This window comes from Mycobacterium sp. IDUB_1 (assembly GCF_055419625.1).
On the sequence record NZ_JBVAYA010000007.1, the window covers coordinates 135,201 to 156,668 of the forward strand.

Consider the following 21,468-nt stretch of genomic DNA (forward strand, 5'->3'; position numbering starts at 1 on the left):
AGCCGGTCAGTAGACGTCGCGCACGTACCGCTTGTCGGCGACCAGCCCCCGCTTGTAGGCCCGCGAGGCCTCGTCGTTCATGCCGCCGTGGGTTCGGATGATCGCGGTGAGGGCGTCGTCGACGTCCTTGGCCATCCGCGTCGCGTCCCCGCACACGTAGAAGTGCGCGCCGTCCTCCAGCCACCGCCACACGTCGGCGCCGTAGTCCAGCATCTTGTGCTGCACATAGATCCTCTGAGCCTGGTCGCGCGAGAAGGCCAGGTCGAGACGGTTGAGAAACCCGTCAGAGACCATGTCCTGCAGGTCTTCTCGATAGTAGAAGTTCTGCGCCCGGTGCTGATCGCCGAAGAACAGCCAGTTCGGCCCGGTGTGGCCCCGGGCGCGGCGATCCTGCAGGAACCCGCGGAACGGCGCGACGCCGGTGCCCGGGCCCACCATGATCATCGGGGTGCTCGGGTCCGTCGGCGGCCGGAAATGTGGTGACCGCTGCAAGAAGACCGGCACCGGTGTCCCGTCGGGCAGATCGGCCAGGTGCGTCGATCCGACCCCGCCGCGCAACTCTCCGCCGGGATTGCGGTAGCGCACCACCGACACGGTCAGCTGCACCTCGTGCGGACTGACCAATGGGCTGGACGAGATCGAATACTGCCGCGGGGTCAAGCGCACCAGCACTTCCTGCCACAACTCGAGGTCGGCACGCATCCCGAATTGCGCCACCAGATCGAGAGCGTTGCGATTGAGCAGCCATCGATCCCACTCCCGCCGATCGTTGCGCAGCCGCCGCAGCGATGACGCGTCCCGGGCATGCTCGGCGACGAAGGAGACCAGGTCGGCAGTCACCTTGCACACGTCGTAGTGAGCGGTCAACGCCTCCCTCAACGGCATCGTCACACCGTCGACGAGCGCGTCCTCGTGACCGGTGAATCCTGTTGCCCGCAGCCACGTCTCGACGGTGCTCTCCGAGTTCCGCACGTACACGCCCAGCGAGTCCCCCGCAGCGTAGGAGACGTCGTGGCCGCTGATGTCGAACCCGAACTGCCGCACCTCTTTCGCCGCATCGGGTGGCGTGAGCGCCACGTTGCGGCACAGAGGCGCGTCGACGGGACTCGCCCGCGTGAACAACGTCGGGGCCGAAGGCGCCTCGGTCTCGGTGGGCGCCTCACCGGTCAGCGTCTCGACGACCGCGTCCGCCCATCGGGTCATCGGTGCCTGGTCGTGAACCTCGCAGTCGGCGCGGTCGAGCACCCTGGTGGCTCCCAGCGCGGTCAGCCGGGCATCCAGAGACTTCGCGTGGCCGCAGAAGTTGCCGTAGGAGCGGTCACCGAGACCGAGCACCGAGTAGCGCAGCCCGCCGAGGGCAGGAGCGTCCTCGTCGGCCAACCGCTCCCAGAAGGCGGTTCCGTTGTCGGGCGGACCGCCGTCGCCGAATGTACTGGTGACGATGACCACCTCACCCGCGTCGGTGAGCTCCGCGACGTCGACGTCATCCATCGCCGCCAGGCGCGCCCCGCCGAGCCGCCGACTGACCTGTTCCGCGAACTCCTCGGCATTGCCGGTCTGCGACGCCCACAGCACCAAAGGTCCATCGGGCGTGGATGTCTCGGGTGCGCGAGAGTAGCGGCCGGCCAGCATGCCCTCGACGAACAGCCGGGTCTGCATACTCAGCGGGGCGTCGGCGGGTAGCACCGGGACACCCGGTCGGCCCTGCTCGATGCCGGCGAGAAACCCTTGGACATAGAACTTCTCGTGCTCGGCCATATCCGGCGCGGGCAGAGGTGCCAGCCGCACCGCACAGATTTTGAACTCCGGCTGCAGTGACGCGGGATCGACCGCGTCGTTGGTGAGCGCGTTGACAGTCAGGTCCGGACCGTGCTCGTCGTTCCAGTGGAACGGCACCCACGTGTTCCCCGGTCTGACGCGATCGGTGACGAGGGCCGGCAGGACCGCACGGCCCCGCCGGGACACCACCTCGACCGCGCTCCCGTTCGCGATCTGCGCGGCCTCGGCGTCGTCGGGATGGATCTCGATGAACGGCTTGGGATTGAGCTTGGTGAGCTTGGCGACCCTGCCGGTCTTGGTCATCGTATGCCACTGATGTTGCAGCCGACCGGTGTTCAAGACGGCGGGGTAGTCATCGTCGGGACGCTCCGCGGCGTCGACGTGCGGCCGCGGATGGAACACGGCACGGCGAGACGGAGTCGGGAATGCCAGGCGTGGGCGGTGACCGTCGGCGCCGACGAACAGGGTTTGCGAAACACCGTCGTTCAGGTAGCGGATCGGATTGCGGTCCGGCGATCCGGCGGGATCGTCCTCGGGCGGGCACGGCCACTGCACAGGAGCGCCGCGCAGCCGCTCGTAGGTGATGCCACGCAGGTCATAGCCGGTGTCCGGATTGGAGAACTGGCGGATCTCGTCGAAGATCTCTTCGCTGGATTTGTAATCGAAATCGTCGCCGAAACCGAGGTGGCGAGCGACTCCGCAGATCAGCTCCCAGTCCGGGCGGGCCTCCCCCAGCGGCGGAATCGCCTGCGCCAAAAGCGTCATGGTGCGGTCGGAGTTGACCATCACCGCGTCCGCTTCCGCCCACAACGTGGCCGGCAACACGATGTCGGCGTGGCGGGTGGTGGCGGTCTCGGCGTACGCGTCCTGCGCGATCACCAGCTCGGCTTCCTCCAAACCCGCCAGGACTGTCGCGCGATTCGCCACGCTCGCAACGGGATTGGTGCAGATGATCCAGACGGCTTTGATCTGCCCGTCGGCCATTCTGCGGAACATCTCGACGGTGCCCGGCCCGACGTCGGTGCGGATGGTGTCCGGCTCCAGCCCCCACCGCTCTTCGACGAACGCGCGATCGCGCGAGGAGAGCACGGCGCGCTGCCCCGGCAGACCCGGACCCATGTACCCCATCTCGCGCCCGCCCATGGCGTTGGGCTGCCCGGTCAGCGACATCGGCCCGCTGCCCGGCCGGCAGATCGCGCCGGTGGCCAGATGCAGGTTGCAGATCGCGGTGGTGCTGGCGGTGCCGTGGGTGCTCTGGTTCAGACCCATCGTCCAGCACGTCATCCACTCCCCCGCTTCGGCGATCATCGTCGCCGCGGTGCGGATGTCGGCTTCGGAGAGCCCGGTGATATCGGCCACGCGGTCCGTCGGGTAGTCGGCGAGGAAGGCCGGCATCGCCTCCCAGCCCTCCGTGTGCTCCGCGATGAACTGCTCGTCGATTGCGCCCTCGGCGACGAGCAGATGGAGAATGCCGTTGAGCAGGGCGAGATCCGTGCCGGGCCGGATCTGTAGGTACAGATCGGCCTTGTCGGCGGTGGTGGTCCGACGGGGATCGACGACGATGAGTTTCGCACCGGCCTTGAGACGATCGGCCATCCGCAGGAACAGAATGGGGTGGCAGTCGGCCATGTTGGACCCGATCACGAAGAACAGGTCGGTGCAATCGAAGTCGTTGTAGGACCCTGGCGGTCCGTCGGCGCCCAGCGACTGCTTGTAGCCGGCTCCGGCGCTGGCCATGCACAGGCGCGAGTTGGATTCCAGGTGGACTGTGCGCAGGAAACCCTTGGCGAGTTTCGTTGCCAGGTATTGCGATTCGATCGACATCTGTCCCGAGACGTAGATCGCCACCGCGTCGGGGCCGTGTTCGTCGACGATCGCGCGCAGCCGCCGGCCCGCCTCGGCGAGTGCGTCGTCGACGTCGAGTGCCACCGGGTCGGCTCCGCGCGAGGGCCGCATCAGCGCCGTCGTCAGGCGGCCGTCGGTGGCGGCCATCATCTCCGCGTGTGTCGCCCCCTTGGTGCACAACCGACCGGCGTTCGTCGGGTGCAGGGTGTCACCGGACACCGTCGCGATGACGGGTGCGCCGGTGGCGGCGTCGGGGCGGGTCTGCACCGAGATCCCGCACCCGACACCGCAGTACGAACAGGCGGTGCGTGGCATGCTTATCCGGCGGCGACCGGCGTGGCCGACCGTCCGAGGTGTTCACCGCTGCGGGCACGGTTCTCCCCGAGGCGCAGGAACACGACCCAGGTCACGATGGCGCAGACCACGTAGAAGATGCCGAACACCCAGAACGCGTTGGTCGCCGACTTCGCGTCGCCGACGTAGGACGCCCGCAGCACGATGTTGATGAACACGCCTCCCAGCGCGCCGACGGCGCCGGCGAATCCGATCAGCGCACCCGACATCGCCCGCGACCACGCGGCCTTCTGCTCACGGTCCAGATCGTCGCGACCCTGGGCCTTGGCTTCGAAGATCGACGGGATCATCTTGTAGGTCGAGCCGTTGCCGATGCCCGACAGCACGAACAGCAGGATGAAGCCGGCGAGATAGCCCGCCATCTGACCGCCGGTGGCCGCGCCAGCCTGCGCGTCATCCAGTGTCCCCGCGACGATCAGGATGCCGGCGGCGAACATCATCGCCACGAAGGTGTAGAGCGTGATCTTGCCGCCGCCGATGCGGTCGGCGAGCTTGCCGCCGAACGGACGCGAGATCGAACCGAGAAGCGGCCCGAGGAAGGCGATCTGGGCGGCGTGCAGCGAGGCCTGGGCGGGGCTGTCGCCGCCGGCGAGATAGTTGATCTGCAGCACCTGGCCGAAGGCGAACGAGAAGCCGATGAACGAACCGAAGGTGCCGATGTAGAGGAAGCTCATCACCCAGGAATGCTTGAAGCGCAGCGCTTCGGTGAGTGCGCCGAGATTCGATTTCTGGTTCCGCAGGTTGTCCATCTTCAGCGCCGCACCCAGCGCGGCCGCGCTGATCGCCACGAGGTAGACCGCACAGACGATCTCGGGCCTTGTGTTGCCGGCGGTGGCGATCACCAGCAGGCCGATGAGCTGGATGACCGGTACGCCGATGTTGCCGCCGCCGGCGTTGAGCCCGAGCGCCCAGCCTTTGAGCCGCTGCGGGTAGAACGCGTTAATGTTGGTCATCGAGGAGGCGAAGTTCCCGCCGCCGAGGCCGGCGAAGGCGGCGACGACCAGATAGGTGGTGTAGGACGCCGGGTTCTTCATGAAGTACAGCGTCAGCAGGGTCGGGATGAGCAGCAGCAGAGCACTGACGATCGTCCAGTTCCGTCCGCCGAACCGGGCCGGGGCGATGGTATAGGGGATGCGCATGAACGCACCCACCAGCGTCGGCACCGCGACGAGGTAGAACTTGCCCGCCGCGTCGATGCCGTAGACGTTCTGCGGCATGAAGAGCACCATCACCGACCAGATCGACCAGACGGAGAAGCCGACGTGTTCGGCGATCACCGACCAGACGAGATTGCGGCGCGCGACGTCCTTGCCGCCCGCCTCCCAGGCTTGGGTGTCTTCGGGATCCCAGTGCTCGATGTCGCGCTTGCCCGCTGTTCCGGATGTCGCTGTTGCCATGGACTTCAGTGAAAGCCCAGGTCATTCCCTAGCCGTTGCACCTCGATGACGCAGAAGAAAACTCGCCCTCACATCGCCTGCCGGCTCACCGTGAGGCGCCCGCGATGTGAGCGGGGGTATCCACGGGCGCAGCATCGCCGAAACCGTACGGAAACACGGGGCTCCTAGCTTCACAGGATGTCCGATGGAAGCAGTCCGCGTTTCCTGCAAGGGGTTTTCGCCTTTGCCGGGGGCGGCTATGACGCGCCCCTGCCCGTAGATGCCTCGTTGCGGTACGTGGTGCCCGCGGGCGCCATCGCGCAACCTGTGTACTTCCGTGGCGGCAATTCGACCGACGAGATGATCAGCGTCGTGCTCTATCGGGACGGCGCTCCGATGCGGTACTTCCCGATCGCCGCCAAGGGCGCCACCCATGTTGCGCTACGGGTCGTCGAGGATCTGCTCGCCGACACCGAGCTCGAGCTCTACGTGAGCGCGCCCGACGGGGTGGCGGGAATCGTGATCGTCGATCTCGGTCTGGTCGAGGTGTAGACGGTGGCGCAACGCCTCGTCGTCGTCGGCAACGGGATGGCCGGCATCCGCGCGCTGGAGGAGATCCTCGCCCGGGGCGGTGGTGAGCAGTTCCAGATCACCGTCTTCGGCGACGAGCCGTACGGCAACTACAACCGCATCCTGTTGTCGAACGTGTTGGCCGGGGCCGACGATCCGACCGACATCTACCTCAATGCGCTGGACTGGTACGCCGACAACGACATCGAGCTGCGCGCCGGGGTGCGCGTGGTGCGGCTGGACACGTTCGCGCACCTCGTACACGCCGACGACGGCACCACACTGCACTACGACAAGCTGATCCTCGCGACCGGTAGTCGCTCGTTCTTCCCGCCGATGGCCGGATTGTGGGCCGACGACAAGACATTGGCCGACGGGGTTTTCGGATTCCGCACACTCGACGACACCGCGTCGATGATCGCCGAGGCGGCGCACCGCACCAAGGCGGTCGTGGTCGGGGGCGGTCTGCTCGGTCTCGAAGCCGCGCGCGGGCTGCAGAACCGCGGTCTCGCAGTGGATGTCGTGCATGCCGGCCCCACGCTGATGAACGCGCAACTCGACGACCCCGCTGGGGCGATCCTGCGGGCATCGGTCGAATCGCTGGGCATCGGGGTACACACCGAGAAGCGCACCAGTGAGGTCCTGGTGACCGACGGGCGACTGACCGGCATCCGGTTCTCCGACGGCTCCCGGTTGGACTGCGACATGCTGGTGATCGCCGCCGGCATCCGGCCGAATGTCGGCCTGGCACAACGGGCCGGGCTCACGGTGGAACGCGCGATCGTCACCGACGACCACATGCGCTCGATCGATGACGACGACGTCTACGTTGTCGGCGAGTGCGCCCAGCATCGCGGCCAGGTCTACGGTCTGGTGGCCCCGCTGTGGGAGCAGGCCCGCGTGCTGGCCGATCATCTCACCGGCGCGGACGTCACCGCCGCCTACCACGGCTCGCGGGTGGCGACGAAGCTCAAGGTGGCCGGGGTCGACGTCGCCTCGATGGGCGTCAAGGCACCCGAGCATCCCGATGACGAGTTCGTGCAGTACAGCGAACCCAAACACGGCGTGTACAAGACCGTGGTGATCCGCGACGGCAAGCTGGTGGGCGCCACATTGGTCGGCGACGTGTCCAAGGTGTCGTTCCTGACCCAGGCGTTCGACAGCGGGCTGCCGCTACCCGACGAGCGGGTGGCGCTGATGTTCGACATCGGCACCCCCGAGGTCGGCGTCGGTATCGCCGAGCTCGCTGACGACGCCCAGGTGTGCAACTGCAACGGTGTGTCCAAGGGCGCGCTGGTGGAATGCGTGCAGGACGGTACGACGTCGGTGACCGGAGTGATGGCGAAGACCAAGGCGGGCAAGGGGTGTGGCTCCTGTAAAGAGCTGGTCTGCCAGGTCGTGGAGTGGGCGGCCGGAGGTGCTGTCACCGAGGATCCGTCGGCGTCCTGGTACGTACCCGCGTTGCCGTACGACAAGCCGACTCTGATGAGCCACATCCGTGAACTCCAATTGCATTCGGTGTCATCGGTGTTCGCTGCGCTTGCTCCCGACGGCAAGCCCGACGCCGGCTCGAAGATGGCGCTCGCGTCGCTGCTGGAGATGATGTGGGCCGACGAGTTCGTCGACGAACGCGACGCCCGGTTCATCAACGATCGCGTGCATGCCAACATCCAGCGGGACGGCACGTTCTCGGTGGTGCCGCAGATGAAGGGCGGCGTGACCAGCGCCGCTCAGCTGCGCAAGATTGCCGACGTCGCCGACAAATACGACATCCCGATGATCAAGTGCACCGGTGGTCAGCGGATCGACCTTCTGGGCATCCGCAAAGAGGACCTTCCCGCGGTGTGGGCAGATCTGGACATGCCGTCCGGATATGCCTACGGCAAGAGTTTCCGGACGGTGAAAACCTGTGTGGGAAGCGACTTCTGCCGCTACGGGGTGGGCGACTCAACGGCGTTGGGCATCGCGATCGAAGAGCGCTATCAGGGGCTGGCCAGCCCGGCGAAGATGAAGTTGGCCGTCACGGGGTGCCCGCGCAACTGCGCGGAGGCGCTGTGCAAGGACCTCGGGGTGGTCGCTGTCGAGGGCGGCCGCTGGGAGATCTACGTCGGTGGGGCGGCCGGGGCGCACATCCGCAAAGGTGACCTGCTGGCGACGGTGGACTCCGCCGACGAGGTGATGACGCTGACGGGCCGATTCCTGCAGTACTACCGGGAGAGCGCGAAGTGGTTGGAGCGCACGTACAGCTGGGTGCCGAGGGTCGGGATCGACCACATCCGGGCAGTGGTGGTCGAGGACGCCGACGGGTTGGCCGCGGGGCTGGACGAGCGGATGCAGAAGTCGGTTGACGCGTACCGGGATCCGTGGCTCGATGGTCGAGAGCCTCAGACCAACGGGCAGTTTCGGACGTCGCTGCCGCTGCTGCCGCTCCCCCAGGTGCCGGTGCGATGACCGTTGAGGTCGGCTCGCTCGACGAGATACCGCTAGGCGAGGGACGCACGTTCGCGGTCGGCGGGCGCCAGGTGGCGGTGTTTCGCCTCCGAGACGAGACGCTGCGCGCGCTCGACGCGGTCTGCCCGCATCGGGGCGGCCCGCTCGCCGACGGGCTCACCGACGACTGCGTGGTGGTGTGCCCGCTGCACGGGCACACCTTCGACCTGTCCACGGGCACTGAGGTATCCGGCACGGTATCCGGCACCGACTTCGCGGTACGCAGCTACCCCGTGCAGGTTGTTGACGGGACGATCAGGCTGACCCTGTAGGGCGTTACCACAGAGGTCTGACACGAATCATGCTGCGAAGGCGGTTTATTCACAGCGTGGTCGTTATCCACAGCTGACCGCAGATGGCGCGGCGGAGAGCCACGGTACGCGCATAGATTCGACGGTATGTTCGAACGTTTCGTCAGCGGCGCCACCACCCCTGGTGAGCGGGTGCGGGCGTACGCGCGGGTCGAGAACGCCGCCTGCGCGGCGCGGTTGTCGGCGATGGCCGATCTGCTCGAGCGGGCCTACACCTCCTCGGGTTCGGCCGAACGCGAGCAGTGGCGTTGCGACAATTGGTCGTCGGTGTGTGCGCAGATCGGGGCGGCGCAGACACTCACCAGTGGGATGGTCAACGCGCTGCTGACCAATGCAGTCATACTGCGGGATCGACTGCCCAAGGTCGCCGCGGTCTTCGCCGAGGGGCTGATCACCTACCTGCTGGTGCGCACCATCTGCAATCGGACCTCGCTGGTGCAGGCTCCTGCCGCACTGCGGGCGATCGATGCTGAGCTGGCCGAGCAGCTGCGCACGTGGGGTGTCAAGTCGCTGAGTCAGACCGAGGCCGACATCGACACCCTCGTGCTGCGTCACGATCCGTATGCGGTGCGCCGGGCGGAGGAAGTGGTGCGGACGACGGGACTCACCGTGCACACCGATGGCTCCACCGGAGTCGCACATGTGGACGCGACCGTCACCGCCACAGACGGCGCCGCATTCGACCGGCGCGCCGACCTGCTGGCCCGCACGGTGTGCGAGCGGGATCCGCGCACGTTGGATCAGCGCCGCGCTGCAGCGTTGGGAGCGATGGGCTTCGGCTGGGACCGGTTGCCCTGCTTGTGTGAGGAACCCGATTGCGACGCCGCCGCCAGACCCCCCGTCGGCGGGGTCGTCATCCATGTCATCGCCCGTGAGGACGCCGTCGGCGACGTGGGCAACGGAACGCCGGCAGACCCCGAGCCCGCGGCCGAAATACCACAGCCACGGACAGGCGATCCCACCGCGCAGCGTCGCGCTCTGGCAGGCACATCGCCGAAGCTGGTGTCAAAACCGTTGGGCGGCTTCACCATTCCTCAGCTCATCGCCGAAGTGAACGCAGACCCCGGCGAGTTCAGTCCGGCGTCGCCCGGCATAGTCCTCGGCGGTCCGGTGCTGCCCGCGGCGGTCGTCGCACAACTCGCGATGCACGCCAGGACCACGAAGCTGATCCATCCCGGCCGGGCCACGCCGGAACCGCGCTACCGACCCTCGCAAGCATTGGCCGACTTTGTGCGAGGACGAGACCTGACCCGCCGTCACCCCGGCTGCACCCGGCCGGTCGACGACCTCGACCACACGATCCCGTATCCGTGGGGTCCGACGTGCGCGTCGAATCTGGCTGGATACTGCCGTCAGCACCATCTGCTGAAAACCTTCTGGCCGGGCTGGTCGAACGTACAGCACCCCGATGGGACGATCGTTTTCACAGACCCTGACGGCCAGATCTCGACGAGCTACCCGGGCAGCCGATTGTTGTTCCCCGAATTGTCCGAACCCACCGCACCGGTCGGCGAGTGCGGCACCCCACCCCCGAGACAAGGTGCCGGCCTCGCCATGCCGAAGCGGCGGATCACCCGCATGCAGGCGAGGCGACAACGCGTTGACGCCGAGCGAAAACGTAACGCGCCCTGGGCGGAGCAGCATCTGCGCGAGTCGATCCCAGCGTTCTAGCGGATCACCCCTCGGGGGGTTTGACCGCCAGCACCGGCTTGGGGCACTCCAGGATCAACTTCTGAGCGACGCTGCCCAGCAGGAGCTTGCCGACCGGGCTGCGGTGCCGGATGCCCACGACGAGCAGTTGCGCCTCGTCACGGTTCATCGCGGTCAGCAGCTCGTCGGCGGCGTCGACACCCACGGGCTGGGTCAGCTGGTAGGCGACCCCGCATTCCCGAAGGCGCGCCTCGACGTCGTGTAGCTCCGCTTCGCCGGCGAATCGCGAATCCACATACGATTCACCGGATGTCGCGTTGATGACGAACAGGTCGGTGTTGCGCAGCTTGGCCTCGGAGATGCCGTGCTCGAGCGCGGCCTGGCCGAACTCATCTGCGGTATACCCGATGACGATCACAGCTGACCCGCCTTTTCCTTCTGATCCTTGTCGTCCTCGACCACCAGCAACGATTCCTCACTGCGGTGCATCAACCGCAGCACCAGCGGTGCGAGCAGCAGCAAGGCCATCAGGATGTAGGTGACGATCGCGACCGGCTCGGTGAACAGGTTGCCCCAGTCGCCGCCGCCGAGCTGCAGGCTCTGCCGCAGTTGGCGTTCGATGCGTGGGCCGAGGATGACGCCGATGATGAGCGGTAGCACCGGAAGTCCGAAGCGCCGCATCATCAGACCCATGAGCCCGAAGATCAGCAGCAGAACCAAATCGAGCGGTTGCAGGTTGACCGCGAACGCGCCGAGCGTGGCGAAGAACAGGATGCCCGCGTACAGGTAGGGCCGCGGGGTGCGCAGCAGCTTGGCCCACAGCGGCGCCAGCGGCAGGTTCAGCACCAGGAGAAGGAAGTTGCCGATGAACAGGCTGGCGATCAGCGTCCAGATCAGCAGCGGCTCTTTCTCGAACAGCGTCGGACCCGGCTGGATGCCATAGGACACGAACGCCGTCAGCATCACCGCGGCGGTCGCGTTGGTCGGCAGACCGAGCGACAGCATCGGCACCAACGTGCCTGCAGCCGAGGCGTTGTTGGCGGCCTCCGGCCCGGCGACGCCTTCGATGGCGCCCTTGCCGAACTCCTCGGGATGCTTCGAGAGCTTCTTCTCGGTGATGTAGCTCAGGAACGTCGGCAGCTCGGCGCCACCGGCGGGCAGTGCACCGAACGGGAACCCGAACGCGGTGCCGCGCAGCCACGGCTTCCACGAGCGGCCCCAGTCCTGCTTGCTCATCCACGGGCGTCCCACCGGGATCACGTCGGCCGGGCGGCGGCGCAGATGCGCGGCCACCCACAGCGCCTCACCGAGGGCGAACACCGCGACCGCGATCACGACGATGTCGATCCCATCGGCGAGCAGCGGGATGCCGAACGTGGCGCGCGGCTGTCCGGTCAGCGAGTCGATGCCCACGATGCCGATCGCCAGGCCCAGCAGCAGAGAGATCAACCCGCGCATCTTCGACGATCCGAGCACGGCGGTGACGGCGACGAGCGCGAACAGCATGATCGCGAGGTACGACGGCGCGCCGAGCGTGACGGCGAAGCGCGAGATCGCCGGTGCGAACGCGGCCAACAGCGCGGTACCGATCGACCCCGCGACGAACGATCCGATCGCCGCTGTGGCAAGGGCTTGCGCGGCCCGCCCCGCTTTCGCCATCTTGTTGCCCTCGATCGCGGTGATCACCGACGACGATTCGCCCGGGGTGTTCAACAGGATCGAGGTAGTGGAGCCGCCGTACATGCCTCCGTAGAAGATGCCGGCGAACATGATGAACGCCGCACTGGGGCTGACGTTGTACGTGATCGGCAGCAGCAGAGCCACCGTCATTGCGGGCCCGATGCCCGGTAGCACGCCGACCGCGGTGCCCAGCAGCACGCCGATCACGGCGTACAGCAGGTTCATCGGGGTGGCGGCCTCGGCGAAGCCCTGAAGGAGCCAGTCGAAGTTTCCCATTTACAGAATCCCATCCAGAACGCCTGCGGGCAGCGGGATTCCGAGCCCGGAGTAGAACGCGTAGAAGCTGGCGACCGATAGCACGGCACCGATCGCGATGTTGCGCACGTAATGCTTGCTGCCGAGCACGGTGGCGCACCCGGCAAAGAACAGTCCCCCGGCGATCGCCCACCCGAGCGGCTGCACGAGCACGATCAGCAGGATGAAGAGACCGACGAGCAGGCCGACCGTGCGCCAGTCGCTGGGCATGTCCGGGTCGATGTCCTCACCCGCATCGGCTTCACCGCGGGACCCGCGGGGAATCGCGATGGCCAACACCACCGCCATCACCAGCAGGCCGATACCGATGGCGATCGGGAACAACCGGGGCCCAACGGGATCGACCTTGGCGTAACCGCCGGGCATCGTCACACCGTTGAAGACGAGGAATGCGCCGACGACCACCATCACCGCGCAGACGACATACTGCGCGTAGTCCGGCCGGGCCGGCGCTTCCGTGGTCTGCTCAGTCCGCTCGATCTCGCTCATACCAGCCCCAGATCCGTCAACGTCGTCTCCACCCGTTGGTCCTGCTCCGCGAGGAAGTCCTCGAACGGCTGCCCCGTCATGAAGGCGTCGGACCACCCGTTCTTCACCAGCGCCTCTTTCCAGGCGTCGGTCGCGTGCATCTCTTCCAGCACCTTGATCATCGCGTCCCGGTCCTCGTCGGAAATCCCCGGCGGCGCAAGCACTCCGCGCCAGTTGGTGAAGGTCAGGTCGATACCCGCCTCCTTCAGCGTGGGCGCGTCGACGCCCTCGACCCGCTCGTCACCCGACACGGCGAGCACCCGCACCTGGCCCGATTCGATCTGGTCGACGTACTCGCCGAGACCGGAGGTGCCCGCGGCGATCTTGTTGCCCAGCAACGCCGTCAGCAGATCGCCGCCGCCGTCGTACGACACGTAGTTGACCTTCGTCGGGTCGACGCCCGCCGCCTTGGCGGTCTCCATAGGGAACAGGTGATCGGGGCCGCCCGGGTTCGAGCCGCCGCCGACGGTGACCTTGGCCGGGTCGGCCTTCCATGCCGCGACGAAATCGGCCACGGTCTTGAACGGTGAGGACGCCGGGACCAGGATGCCCTCCTGCTCCTCCACCATCTTGGCCAGCGCGGTCGCATTGGAGGCTCGGGCCTTGGAGCCATTGGTGAACGTCGCGCCCACCACGCCCAGACCCATCATCATCATCAGGTCGCCGTTGCCTTTTTCGTTGATCAGCCGGGCCATCGCGACGGTTCCGCCGGCGCCGATCACGTTGAAGACCTCGACGCGGCCAGTGATCTTGTCGTCTTCCATGACCTTGACCGCGGTGCGCGCAGTCAGGTCGTACCCGCCGCCCGGGCTGTTCGGCACCATCATGCGTAGCCGATGCAGCCCGGTGTCCTCGCCGCGCGTCACACCGCATGCTGTGAACAGCAGTGCGGCGATCATGGCAAGGACGATGCCGGCGACCGGTGTGCGCCGGCCCGATGCGAACATGTCGTCCTCCGTCAGTCGATTGTGATGCTCAGCAATACTGGACCCCGACAGTGACTCAGGTCACGCATAAGAACGCAAAGGAAATTCTGGTCATTAAGAACATCCCGCTCGCCCGCAGCCTGGCCGCCCAATTCCTGGCGTTCCAGCTGATGGTGGTCGCGGTCGTGCTGATCGCGGTCGGGGCGGTGTCGGTGGCCCAGTCGACCAGTGAATTCCGTGAGGCGCGCGGTACACGGATGATCGCGGTGGCCGAGAACATGGCCTCCACACCCATCGTGCGGGAACGCATCGAACGCGCGCCCGCCGATCCCTTCGCCAGCCGCATCCTGGCCCCGGAAGTCGACCGGGCGGTCGCGCTGTCGGGGGCCACCCTGGCCGAGATCCTGGCCCCTTCTGGCACGGTGTGGGTGTCCTCGGATCCCTCCCGGGTCGGGGCGCGGGTGGATCTCGGGCCGAGTCGCGCCGATGAGGGCCGCGCCTGGTACGGCGACGCGGATGTCGACGGCACACACAGCCTGGTCGGTCAGGTGCCGATCCTGTCCCCCGACGGTGACGTGCTGGCGATCGCCTCGGTCAGCGAGGGCTATCCGTCGGTGTGGGCGCTGCTGTCCGGTGCGGGTGAGCGGCTGTTGGTCTACCTCGGCCTCGGAGCCGCCCTCGGCCTCGTCGCGTCCTACCTGCTGTCGCGCCGGATCAAGCGGCACACCCGCGGTCTGGAGGTGACGGAGATCGCCAGCCTGGCCGATCACCGAGAAGCGTTGCTGCACAGCATTCGAGAGGGCGTCATCGCGGTCAACAACGACGGAGAGATCACCGTGCTCAACGACAGCGCCCAGGAGTTGCTGGAGGTGGGCGCCGACGCGGTCGGCAAGCGGGTCGACGAGGTGGGGATCGATCCCGCCGTGGTGGCCCTGCTGATCCCGGGCGGGTCGACCCGATCGGCCTCTGATGACACAGAAGACACGGTGATCGCTACCAGGACGCGGGTGTTGGCGCTGAGCCGCCGTGCCGCCACCAGCGGCGGTGAGCGGATCGGTACCGTCACCACGATGCGCGACAGCACTGAACTCGCTGCGCTGCAAGGCCAGCTGTCCTCCCACAAGAGTGTCACCGACACCCTGCGGGCGCAGACTCACGAGTTCGCCAACCAACTGCACACGATCTCCGGGCTGGTCCAACTCGGCGAATACGACGCCGTGCGCGATCTGGTCGGCACGTTGACACGGCGCCGGGCGGAGATCAGCGATGCAGTCACACAACGCATTTCCGATCCCGCGGTGGCGGCGCTGTTGATCGCCAAGACCTCGCTGGCGGCCGAGAGCGGGGTTGCCCTCGCGCTGTCGCCCGAGTCGCATCTGGCACCACTGGACCCCGCACTGGCCACCGACGTGATCACGCTGCTGGGCAACCTGATCGACAATGCGGTCGACGTCTCGGTCGGGGCGCCGGAACCCGTCGTGACGGTGGAGATCGACGACAGCGACGGACTGGAGATCATCGTGCGCGACACCGGACCCGGGGTACCCGAGCATCTTCGGGAGACGATCTTCTCCCGCGGGGTCACGTCCAAACCGGACGTGCCCGGCGGGCGCGGGATCGGTCTGGCCTTGGTGCGGCTCGTCACTGCCGCACACGGCGGGAGCGTCGGCGTGAGTGACGTCCCCGACGGCGGCGCCGAGTTCACCGTGCGCCTACAGGGGGTGCGCACCGATGCGTGACGTGCTGGTCGTCGACGACGATTTCATGGTCGCCGAGATCCACCGGCGCTTCGTGGACCGGGTCGACGGCTTCCGCGTCGTCGGTGTGGCCCGCACCGGCGGCGAGGCGCTGCGCGCCGCGCGGGAACACCATCCCGACCTGATCCTGCTCGACGTGTACCTGCCGGACATGACCGGACTCGACGTGCTCCAGCGGTTGCGGGCCGACGGCGACAGAGTGGGCGTCATCATGATCACCGCAGCGCGCGAACTCGACACGGTCAGCGGCGCGCTGGACGGCGGGGCGGCCGACTATCTGATCAAGCCCTTCGAATTCGACCAGCTGCAGACCAAGCTGGTTGCCTACGCCGCTCGCGCCGACGCACTGGAGACCGCGGGCGGTGTGGACCAGTCGTTGATCGATTCACTGTTCGGCGGGCCGACGGTGCCCGCAGCCGCGAAGGTGCTACCGAAGGGGCTGGGCGCCGAGACCGGCGAGCTGGTTCTCGCGGCCGTACGCGACGCCGGCGAGGTCTCTGCCGCCGAATGCGCTGACCTGGTCGGCATTTCGAGGGTCAGTGCCCGCCGCTACCTCGAGCACTATCTGAGCGCCGGAACGGTGGAGCTGCGTCTGCAGTACGGGGTGGGTCGGCCCGAACGCAGATACCGGATGGCCCGCTGAGCTAGCTGTCGGCGTCGTCCACGATCTGGGTCAGCGTCAGCCAGTTGCGCTGCGCGGCCTCGGCGGCACCATCGGCATCTCCCTTGCGGCACAGCGCAAGAATCCGTTTGTGTTCGGCGATCGAGCTCCGGCCCGACAGCGACGAGAACCGGAGGTACTCCAAACGCCTCAACACCGGGGTCACCTGGTCGAGCACCTGTGCGATCACCGGATTGGCGCTGGCCCGCACCGCGACGCCGTGGAATTCGTCGTCGGCGCGGATGGCCGCCTCCGCGTCCCCGCTTGCCAGCGCTGCCGCGAATGCCTCGTTCGCGCGAGCCATCTCGGCGTAGTCGGCCCTGTCCATCAGCGGTACCGCCGTGCGGGCCGCCAATGCGTGCATGGCGGCGGCCACGTCCTGGGCGTTGAGCACGGCACGGCCCTCGATGGCCGAGACCACCGTCGACCGGCCGGGCACCGTGTGCACCAAGCCCGAGGCCTCCAGCCGAGCCAGCGCCTCGCGGATCGGGGTTCTACTGACTCCCAACCACTCCTCGAGCTCCGGATCTCGCAGCTTCTCTCCGGGTGCCAGCGTGCCGTTGACGATCGCGTCGCGCAGGGACTCGTAGGCCTGCTCGCGCAGCAGCGATCGGCGATGTCTGCCACGCTCGACCGGTACCGGCATGCAAAGTATCGTATATCAGCGTCGCGCACTCTCCCTGATCATCGCCGCTGCCTTCTCGGCGATCATCATCGTCGCGGCGTTCGTGTTGACTCCGACGATGCGCGGCATGATCGACGCGTCGGCGACGCGCACACCCTCGAGGCCCTGCACCTTCAGTTGCGGATCGACCACCGCGTCGGCACCGATACCCATCGCGCAACTGCCGACCGGGTGGTAGTAGGTCCCCGTTGCACGCCGGACGAAGTCCCGCAGTCCCCGGCGATCGACGACGTCGGCGCCGGGGAGCACCTCGCCGGCGTACCAGTCCCGAAACGGCTCCGCAGCCAGGATCTCGCGCGCGACGTCGACGCCGTGCACCATCCGCCGGACGTCCGATTCCGCGGTCAGGTAGCCGGGATCGATGATCGGCGGTGTCTGCGGGTTCGGTCCGGCCAGTCGCACGCTCCCGCGGGACTCCGGCACCATCGCCACGGCCACGGTGAAGCTGTTGACCGGCGCGGACAGGTGCGGGGGGTGGAACGGCACGTGGATGAACATCAACTGCATGTCCGGGCCGTCGAGGGACGGATCGCTGCGCCACGTCATCGATGTCTCCGCGAGGTTGGTCTTGCCCGCCGGAATCGGTTGCGCCGCTTCACACACCACACCGCACAGCGGATGGTCATGCAGGTTGCGCCCGACCCCGGGAAGATCGTGGAGGACGGGGATGCCGGCCTCGGTCAGTTCGGCGGCCGGCCCCACACCGGAGAGCAGGAGCAGACGGGGCGAATCCACCGCTCCGGCACTGACGATCACCTCAGCCTCGGCGTACGCGCGGAGAACACGGCCGCCCCTGCGATATTCGACACCTACGCAGCGGCTGTCCTGGACGAGAAGCCGATGCGCCCGCGCGCCCGTTGCCACCGTGAGGTTGGGCCGGGCTCGCGCCGGATGCAGATATGCGAGGGCAGCACTCTGGCGACGACCATCGGTGATCGAGAGATCATGCCATCCAACACCTTCGGACCGGGCGCCGTTGAAGTCATCGGTGATCGGATATCCGGCTGCGGCTGCCGCCCGAACGAACACCCCCGAGAGCGTGTTTGCCTCATCCGGCGCGACCGGTGCCGGCTGGAGCGGTCCACTCCGTCCGCGGTGTGCCGGATCACCCGCAGGAACGCTCTCCATCCGCTGGAAATAGGGAAGCACCGACGCGTGATCCCAACCCCGGCATCCCTGCGCGGCCCATCCGTCGAAATCGCTCGGATGCCCCCGCAGGTACACCATCGCGTTGATGCTGCCGCTGCCCCCGAGGGTCTGCCCGCGCGGCCAGGCATGTCGCAGGCCACCGGTCCCGGATTGCGCCACAGTGTCATATGCGTAGTCGACCTCGGTGCCCCACAGCGTGGGCCACAGCGGCGGCGTCGCTATCTGCGGGTGGCTGTCCTCGCCGCCGGATTCCAGCAGCAGGACCCGAGCCGACGGGTCCTCGGACAGGCGCGCCGCGATGACGCATCCTGCTGACCCCGCACCCACCACGACGTAGTCGTAACTGTCCACGAATTGTCCTCGTCTTCCTGTGTTGTCGAGCGATCCGGCGCCAGATCACGGTGTGCGCACCCGCTCGCCGGTCCCGAATCCCTTGGCAATATATTGCACATTGCACATCGTGGAACGACGCGCGGGTATTCCCGTCGCGACAGCAGGCACCACGGTGATGCCTCCCCCGGGGGCAAGGTCAACACGAAGACGGGATAATGACCGGCGTGGCATCCAAGGTTCTGTTCCTGCGCAACGAGCACATGGCCACCGAGGCACTGCTCGGCGAGGCGTTCGCCGAGCACGGCTTCGACGTCGACCATTTCCAGGTGGTACCGCCCGATCGGGTGGACTCCCCCGCGATCGAGGTGACGTTCCCCGATCCGACCCACTACGACGTCATCGTGCCGCTCGGCGCGCGCTGGCCGGTCTACGATCCCGCGCTGCGCGAGACCTGGGTCGGCGCCGAGATGGCGCTCCTGCGTGATGCAACCGACGCCGGGGTCGCGCTGCTGGGCGTCTGCTTCGGTGGTCAGTTGCTCGCCCAGACCTTCGGCGGCTCGGTGGCGCGCTCACCGCGGCCCGAAATCGGCTGGTACGACGTGCTCAGCGATCGGCCCGACATCGTGCCCGGCGGTCCGTGGTTCCAATGGCATTTCGACCGATGGACACTGCCTCCTGGCGCCACGGAGCTCGCCAGAACCCCCAACGCCTCGCAGGCCTTTCTGCTCGGCCGCGCTCTGGGCCTGCAATTCCACCCGGAGATCGACACCGACCTGCTGAGCACGTGGCTGGCCGACGATCGCGACGGTGACGTCGCCGCGGCCGGCCTCGATCACGACCAGTTACTCACCCGCACAGCCGATCTCGCCGGTGACGTCGCCGGGCGAATCCGGACGCTGGTGTCCGGATTCGTCACTCACGTGGTAGGCAGCTCCCGCCCCAGCTGATGGGCGAGCGCCTCAGCGACGTGGTTGTGACGGAACGGGTGCCCGGCGGCCAGCAACTTGGTCGGCAGCACCCGCTGGCTCGCCTCGGCCAGTTCACGAGCGCCCTGCGCGCCCAGCAGGACGCGGGGACCGAGGCTCGGCACGGGCAGCAGCGCGGGCCGATGCAGCACGCGCGCAAGCTCTTTGGTGTACTCGCTGTTGCGCACCGGCTCCGGGGCCACCGCGTTGACGGGACCCTGGAGTTCCGCGTCGTAGAGCGCCCGATGGTAGACGTCGACCAGGTCGTCCAACCCGATCCAGGACAGCCACTGCCTACCGTCGCCGACGCGCCCGCCCAGACCCGCGGCGAACAGCGGACGGAGCAGCTTCAGCGTGCCGCCCGCGGCTGCCTGGACGATCCCGGTGCGCACCAGCACGACGCGCAACCCGGCGTCCGCGGCAGGCACGGTCGCAGCCTCCCAGTCGGTCACCACCTCGGCGAGGAACCCGTCGCCGCGTGAACCGTCCTCGGTCAGCGTGACATCGCCGCGGTCGTAGCCGTAGTAGCCGATGGCCGACGCGCAGATGAACGTCGACGGGCCGTCCTCCGTCGCGGCGGCCGCTTCGGCGAGGCGGCGGGTCGGCTCGATTCGGCTGTCGCGGATCGCTTTTCGATGAGCATCGGTGAAGCGGCCTGCGATCGACTCGCCGGCCAGGTGGATGACGGCGTTCACGCCGCGCAGCAGATCCGCGGCAGGCGCCGCCGGATCCCAGTGACGCTCGTCGGCGTTCTCGGCGGGCCGCCGCACGAGCCGGATCACGCGGTGCCCGCCGGTGGTGAGGAACGCGCACAGCGCCGCGCCGACCAGACCCGACGCGCCGGTGACTGCGATGACGAGTGGCTGCGTCCCCGCCACCTCGGCGCGCTGGTGCGCCGCGAGGTCGCCGATCAGCTGCCGGTGCCGGTAGGCGAACGTCGGCCGCAGCAGCGCCGCAGGCACCACCGACTCGACCCGGTCGTTGATGCGGGTGCCTGACCCCCCCTCGTCGAACGTGTGGGTGTGCCGCCACGGCCCGGCCAGGTGCGGCGGCCAGGACGTCACTCCGTCGGACGAGAGTTCGTCGACGAATCGGTGCCCGGCGACGTAGGCGTCGGGCTGATGGCGGGCCACCCAGCGCAGCCCGCCCGGCAGGCCCAGCACCGCCACGCCGTCGGAAAGCGACTGCGCTTCGGAGACCACGGTCATCGGCTGCCACGGCGGAACGAGTCGCCGCATGGCGCCCGGTCGCGCGTGCCACTCCCACACGTCACGCAGCGGGTGCTCCACCACGCTGCCGTAGTCGATGCCCATGACTCTCCCGTCGTCGATCAGTCATTCGTCACCATGTGGGGTCCGGATTGCCCCGCTTCACCGCGGGACGGGGTACCCGGAAGCGATACTCCTCACGAAGGTGTGACATGACCAGTGCCGCGCGACCCTTTCACGACCGCCGCGAGGCGGGCGAGGTGCTCGCGCGGGACCTCGCCATCTACCGCGACCGACCGGACCTCACTGTGCTCGGCTTGGCGAGGGGCGGGGTGCCGGTCGGCTGGGCAGTGGCGGCCACTCTGCAGGTGCCGTTCGACGTCTGCCTCGTACGCAAGCTCGGCACACCGCAGTGGCCGGAACTCGCCATGGGTGCGGTCGCCACCGGCGGCGCCATCGTGCTGAACGAGGACGTGATCGGCAGCCTCGGGTTGAGCGACGCCGAAGTGCGCGCGGTAGCGGAACGCGAGACCGCCGAACTCCATCGACGCGAACGCGCATACCGGGGCGGGCGTGTGCCCCTCGACGTCGGCGACCGCACCGTGATCCTGGTCGACGACGGCGTCGCCACCGGAGCCAGCATGGCGGCCGCGGTCCGCTCGGTTCGCCGGCTCGGGGCCACCCACGTCATCGTCGGCGTTCCCGTGGGGCCACGGTCGGTGTGTCGCGCTCTGGCGTCGGTGGCCGACGACGTGGTGTGCTCGGTCGTGCCAGCCGACTTCAGCGCAGTGGGGCAGGCCTACGCAGACTTCCACCAGTTGACCGACGACGAGGTCCGCGAGGTGCTGTCCACCGCAACAACGAAAAGGGTTGCGGACTAGCGCTT

The 21,468-nt window shown here is 67.8% G+C and carries 17 protein-coding genes; 8 read left to right on the forward strand and 9 right to left on the reverse strand.

All coding sequences use genetic code 11. The features are described from left to right. Window positions 1–6 precede the first annotated feature (6 nt). Both ACZYYX_RS28475 and ACZYYX_RS28480 read right to left on the reverse strand, forming a co-directional pair. Entirely contained in the window at window positions 7–3,939 is a 3,933-nt protein-coding gene (locus tag ACZYYX_RS28475) for a molybdopterin-dependent oxidoreductase (protein WP_463818178.1), read from the reverse strand. A gap of 2 nt (window positions 3,940–3,941) precedes the next feature. Further along, window positions 3,942–5,375 carry a nitrate/nitrite transporter gene (locus tag ACZYYX_RS28480; RefSeq protein ID WP_463818179.1) on the reverse strand — a complete coding sequence of 478 codons (1,434 nt, stop codon included), beginning with the start codon at window positions 5,373–5,375 and terminating at the stop codon, window positions 3,942–3,944. A 177-nt stretch (window positions 5,376–5,552) separates the two neighbouring features. On the opposite strand from ACZYYX_RS28480, the gene ACZYYX_RS28485 reads away from it, so the two are divergent. The 4 genes from ACZYYX_RS28485 (at window position 5,553) to ACZYYX_RS28500 (ending at window position 10,396) form a co-directional block, all read left to right on the forward strand. Continuing rightward, complete coding sequence (locus tag ACZYYX_RS28485; RefSeq protein ID WP_463818180.1) at window positions 5,553–5,906, forward strand: molybdopterin oxidoreductase; 354 nt, start codon at window positions 5,553–5,555, stop codon at window positions 5,904–5,906. Window positions 5,907–5,909: 3 nt separating this feature from the next. Then, window positions 5,910–8,375 carry a nitrite reductase large subunit NirB gene (gene nirB, locus ACZYYX_RS28490; protein WP_463818181.1) on the forward strand — a complete coding sequence of 822 codons (2,466 nt, stop codon included), beginning with the start codon at window positions 5,910–5,912 and terminating at the stop codon, window positions 8,373–8,375. Continuing rightward, window positions 8,372–8,686 (forward strand): Rieske (2Fe-2S) protein, encoded by a 315-nt coding sequence (locus ACZYYX_RS28495; RefSeq protein ID WP_463818182.1) that lies wholly within the window; start codon window positions 8,372–8,374, stop codon window positions 8,684–8,686. Before nirB ends, ACZYYX_RS28495 begins: the two co-directional genes overlap by 4 nt. Window positions 8,687–8,812: 126 nt before the next feature. Beyond that, window positions 8,813–10,396 (forward strand): HNH endonuclease signature motif containing protein, encoded by a 1,584-nt coding sequence (locus tag ACZYYX_RS28500; protein ID WP_463818183.1) that lies wholly within the window; start codon window positions 8,813–8,815, stop codon window positions 10,394–10,396. Window positions 10,397–10,400: 4 nt separating this feature from the next. Here ACZYYX_RS28500 and ACZYYX_RS28505 read toward each other — a convergent pair whose 3' ends face one another. The 4 genes from ACZYYX_RS28505 to ACZYYX_RS28520 are packed head-to-tail and all read right to left on the reverse strand — an operon-like array spanning window position 10,401 to window position 13,845. Next, window positions 10,401–10,793 carry a universal stress protein gene (locus tag ACZYYX_RS28505; protein WP_463818184.1) on the reverse strand — a complete coding sequence of 131 codons (393 nt, stop codon included), beginning with the start codon at window positions 10,791–10,793 and terminating at the stop codon, window positions 10,401–10,403. After that, window positions 10,790–12,331, reverse strand: coding sequence for a tripartite tricarboxylate transporter permease (locus ACZYYX_RS28510; RefSeq protein WP_463818185.1), 1,542 nt, complete (start codon window positions 12,329–12,331; stop codon window positions 10,790–10,792). Before ACZYYX_RS28510 ends, ACZYYX_RS28505 begins: the two co-directional genes overlap by 4 nt. Beyond that, the gene (locus ACZYYX_RS28515) at window positions 12,332–12,859 is read right to left on the reverse strand and encodes a tripartite tricarboxylate transporter TctB family protein (protein WP_463818186.1); all 528 of its coding nucleotides are present in this window, start codon (window positions 12,857–12,859) and stop codon (window positions 12,332–12,334) included. It abuts the gene before it with no gap. Continuing rightward, window positions 12,856–13,845: a Bug family tripartite tricarboxylate transporter substrate binding protein gene (locus tag ACZYYX_RS28520; RefSeq protein ID WP_463818187.1), complete on the reverse strand. Its 990-nt coding sequence runs from the start codon at window positions 13,843–13,845 to the stop codon at window positions 12,856–12,858. Before ACZYYX_RS28520 ends, ACZYYX_RS28515 begins: the two co-directional genes overlap by 4 nt. A gap of 149 nt (window positions 13,846–13,994) precedes the next feature. Between ACZYYX_RS28520 and ACZYYX_RS28525 the strand changes: the two genes are divergently transcribed. Then, the gene (locus ACZYYX_RS28525) at window positions 13,995–15,563 is read left to right on the forward strand and encodes a sensor histidine kinase (protein WP_463818287.1); all 1,569 of its coding nucleotides are present in this window, start codon (window positions 13,995–13,997) and stop codon (window positions 15,561–15,563) included. Beyond that, entirely contained in the window at window positions 15,556–16,224 is a 669-nt protein-coding gene (locus tag ACZYYX_RS28530) for a response regulator (RefSeq protein WP_463818188.1), read from the forward strand. The genes ACZYYX_RS28525 and ACZYYX_RS28530 overlap by 8 nt, the downstream gene beginning before the upstream one ends. A gap of 1 nt (window position 16,225) precedes the next feature. Here ACZYYX_RS28530 and ACZYYX_RS28535 read toward each other — a convergent pair whose 3' ends face one another. Continuing rightward, window positions 16,226–16,888, reverse strand: coding sequence for a GntR family transcriptional regulator (locus ACZYYX_RS28535; protein WP_463818189.1), 663 nt, complete (start codon window positions 16,886–16,888; stop codon window positions 16,226–16,228). A 15-nt stretch (window positions 16,889–16,903) separates the two neighbouring features. Beyond that, a complete protein-coding gene (locus tag ACZYYX_RS28540; RefSeq protein ID WP_463818190.1) occupies window positions 16,904–18,427 on the reverse strand; it encodes a GMC family oxidoreductase in 1,524 nt (507 codons plus the stop codon). Between the two features lie 197 nt (window positions 18,428–18,624). Between ACZYYX_RS28540 and ACZYYX_RS28545 the strand changes: the two genes are divergently transcribed. Then, window positions 18,625–19,356: a type 1 glutamine amidotransferase gene (locus tag ACZYYX_RS28545; protein WP_463818191.1), complete on the forward strand. Its 732-nt coding sequence runs from the start codon at window positions 18,625–18,627 to the stop codon at window positions 19,354–19,356. Here ACZYYX_RS28545 and ACZYYX_RS28550 read toward each other — a convergent pair. Next, window positions 19,326–20,687 carry a TIGR01777 family oxidoreductase gene (locus ACZYYX_RS28550; RefSeq protein WP_463818192.1) on the reverse strand — a complete coding sequence of 454 codons (1,362 nt, stop codon included), beginning with the start codon at window positions 20,685–20,687 and terminating at the stop codon, window positions 19,326–19,328. The genes ACZYYX_RS28545 and ACZYYX_RS28550 overlap by 31 nt on opposite strands. A 107-nt stretch (window positions 20,688–20,794) precedes the next feature. On the opposite strand from ACZYYX_RS28550, the gene ACZYYX_RS28555 reads away from it, so the two are divergent. Next, window positions 20,795–21,463 carry a phosphoribosyltransferase gene (locus tag ACZYYX_RS28555; protein ID WP_463818193.1) on the forward strand — a complete coding sequence of 223 codons (669 nt, stop codon included), beginning with the start codon at window positions 20,795–20,797 and terminating at the stop codon, window positions 21,461–21,463. Window positions 21,464–21,468 lie beyond the last annotated feature (5 nt).

Coding starts and splice junctions, on each gene's coding strand:
- ACZYYX_RS28530 (WP_463818188.1), top strand. CDS start 15,556: ATGCGTGACGTGCTGGTCGTCGACGACGATTTCATGGTCGCCGAGATC.
- ACZYYX_RS28515 (WP_463818186.1), bottom strand. CDS start 12,859: ATGAGCGAGATCGAGCGGACTGAGCAGACCACGGAAGCGCCGGCCCGG.
- ACZYYX_RS28525 (WP_463818287.1), top strand. CDS start 13,995: ATGGTGGTCGCGGTCGTGCTGATCGCGGTCGGGGCGGTGTCGGTGGCC.
- ACZYYX_RS28555 (WP_463818193.1), top strand. CDS start 20,795: ATGACCAGTGCCGCGCGACCCTTTCACGACCGCCGCGAGGCGGGCGAG.
- ACZYYX_RS28545 (WP_463818191.1), top strand. CDS start 18,625: ATGACCGGCGTGGCATCCAAGGTTCTGTTCCTGCGCAACGAGCACATG.
- ACZYYX_RS28550 (WP_463818192.1), bottom strand. CDS start 20,687: ATGGGCATCGACTACGGCAGCGTGGTGGAGCACCCGCTGCGTGACGTG.
- ACZYYX_RS28535 (WP_463818189.1), bottom strand. CDS start 16,888: ATGCCGGTACCGGTCGAGCGTGGCAGACATCGCCGATCGCTGCTGCGC.
- ACZYYX_RS28475 (WP_463818178.1), bottom strand. CDS start 3,939: ATGCCACGCACCGCCTGTTCGTACTGCGGTGTCGGGTGCGGGATCTCG.
- ACZYYX_RS28500 (WP_463818183.1), top strand. CDS start 8,813: ATGTTCGAACGTTTCGTCAGCGGCGCCACCACCCCTGGTGAGCGGGTG.
- ACZYYX_RS28510 (WP_463818185.1), bottom strand. CDS start 12,331: ATGGGAAACTTCGACTGGCTCCTTCAGGGCTTCGCCGAGGCCGCCACC.
- ACZYYX_RS28520 (WP_463818187.1), bottom strand. CDS start 13,845: ATGTTCGCATCGGGCCGGCGCACACCGGTCGCCGGCATCGTCCTTGCC.
- ACZYYX_RS28485 (WP_463818180.1), top strand. CDS start 5,553: ATGTCCGATGGAAGCAGTCCGCGTTTCCTGCAAGGGGTTTTCGCCTTT.
- ACZYYX_RS28480 (WP_463818179.1), bottom strand. CDS start 5,375: ATGGCAACAGCGACATCCGGAACAGCGGGCAAGCGCGACATCGAGCAC.
- ACZYYX_RS28495 (WP_463818182.1), top strand. CDS start 8,372: ATGACCGTTGAGGTCGGCTCGCTCGACGAGATACCGCTAGGCGAGGGA.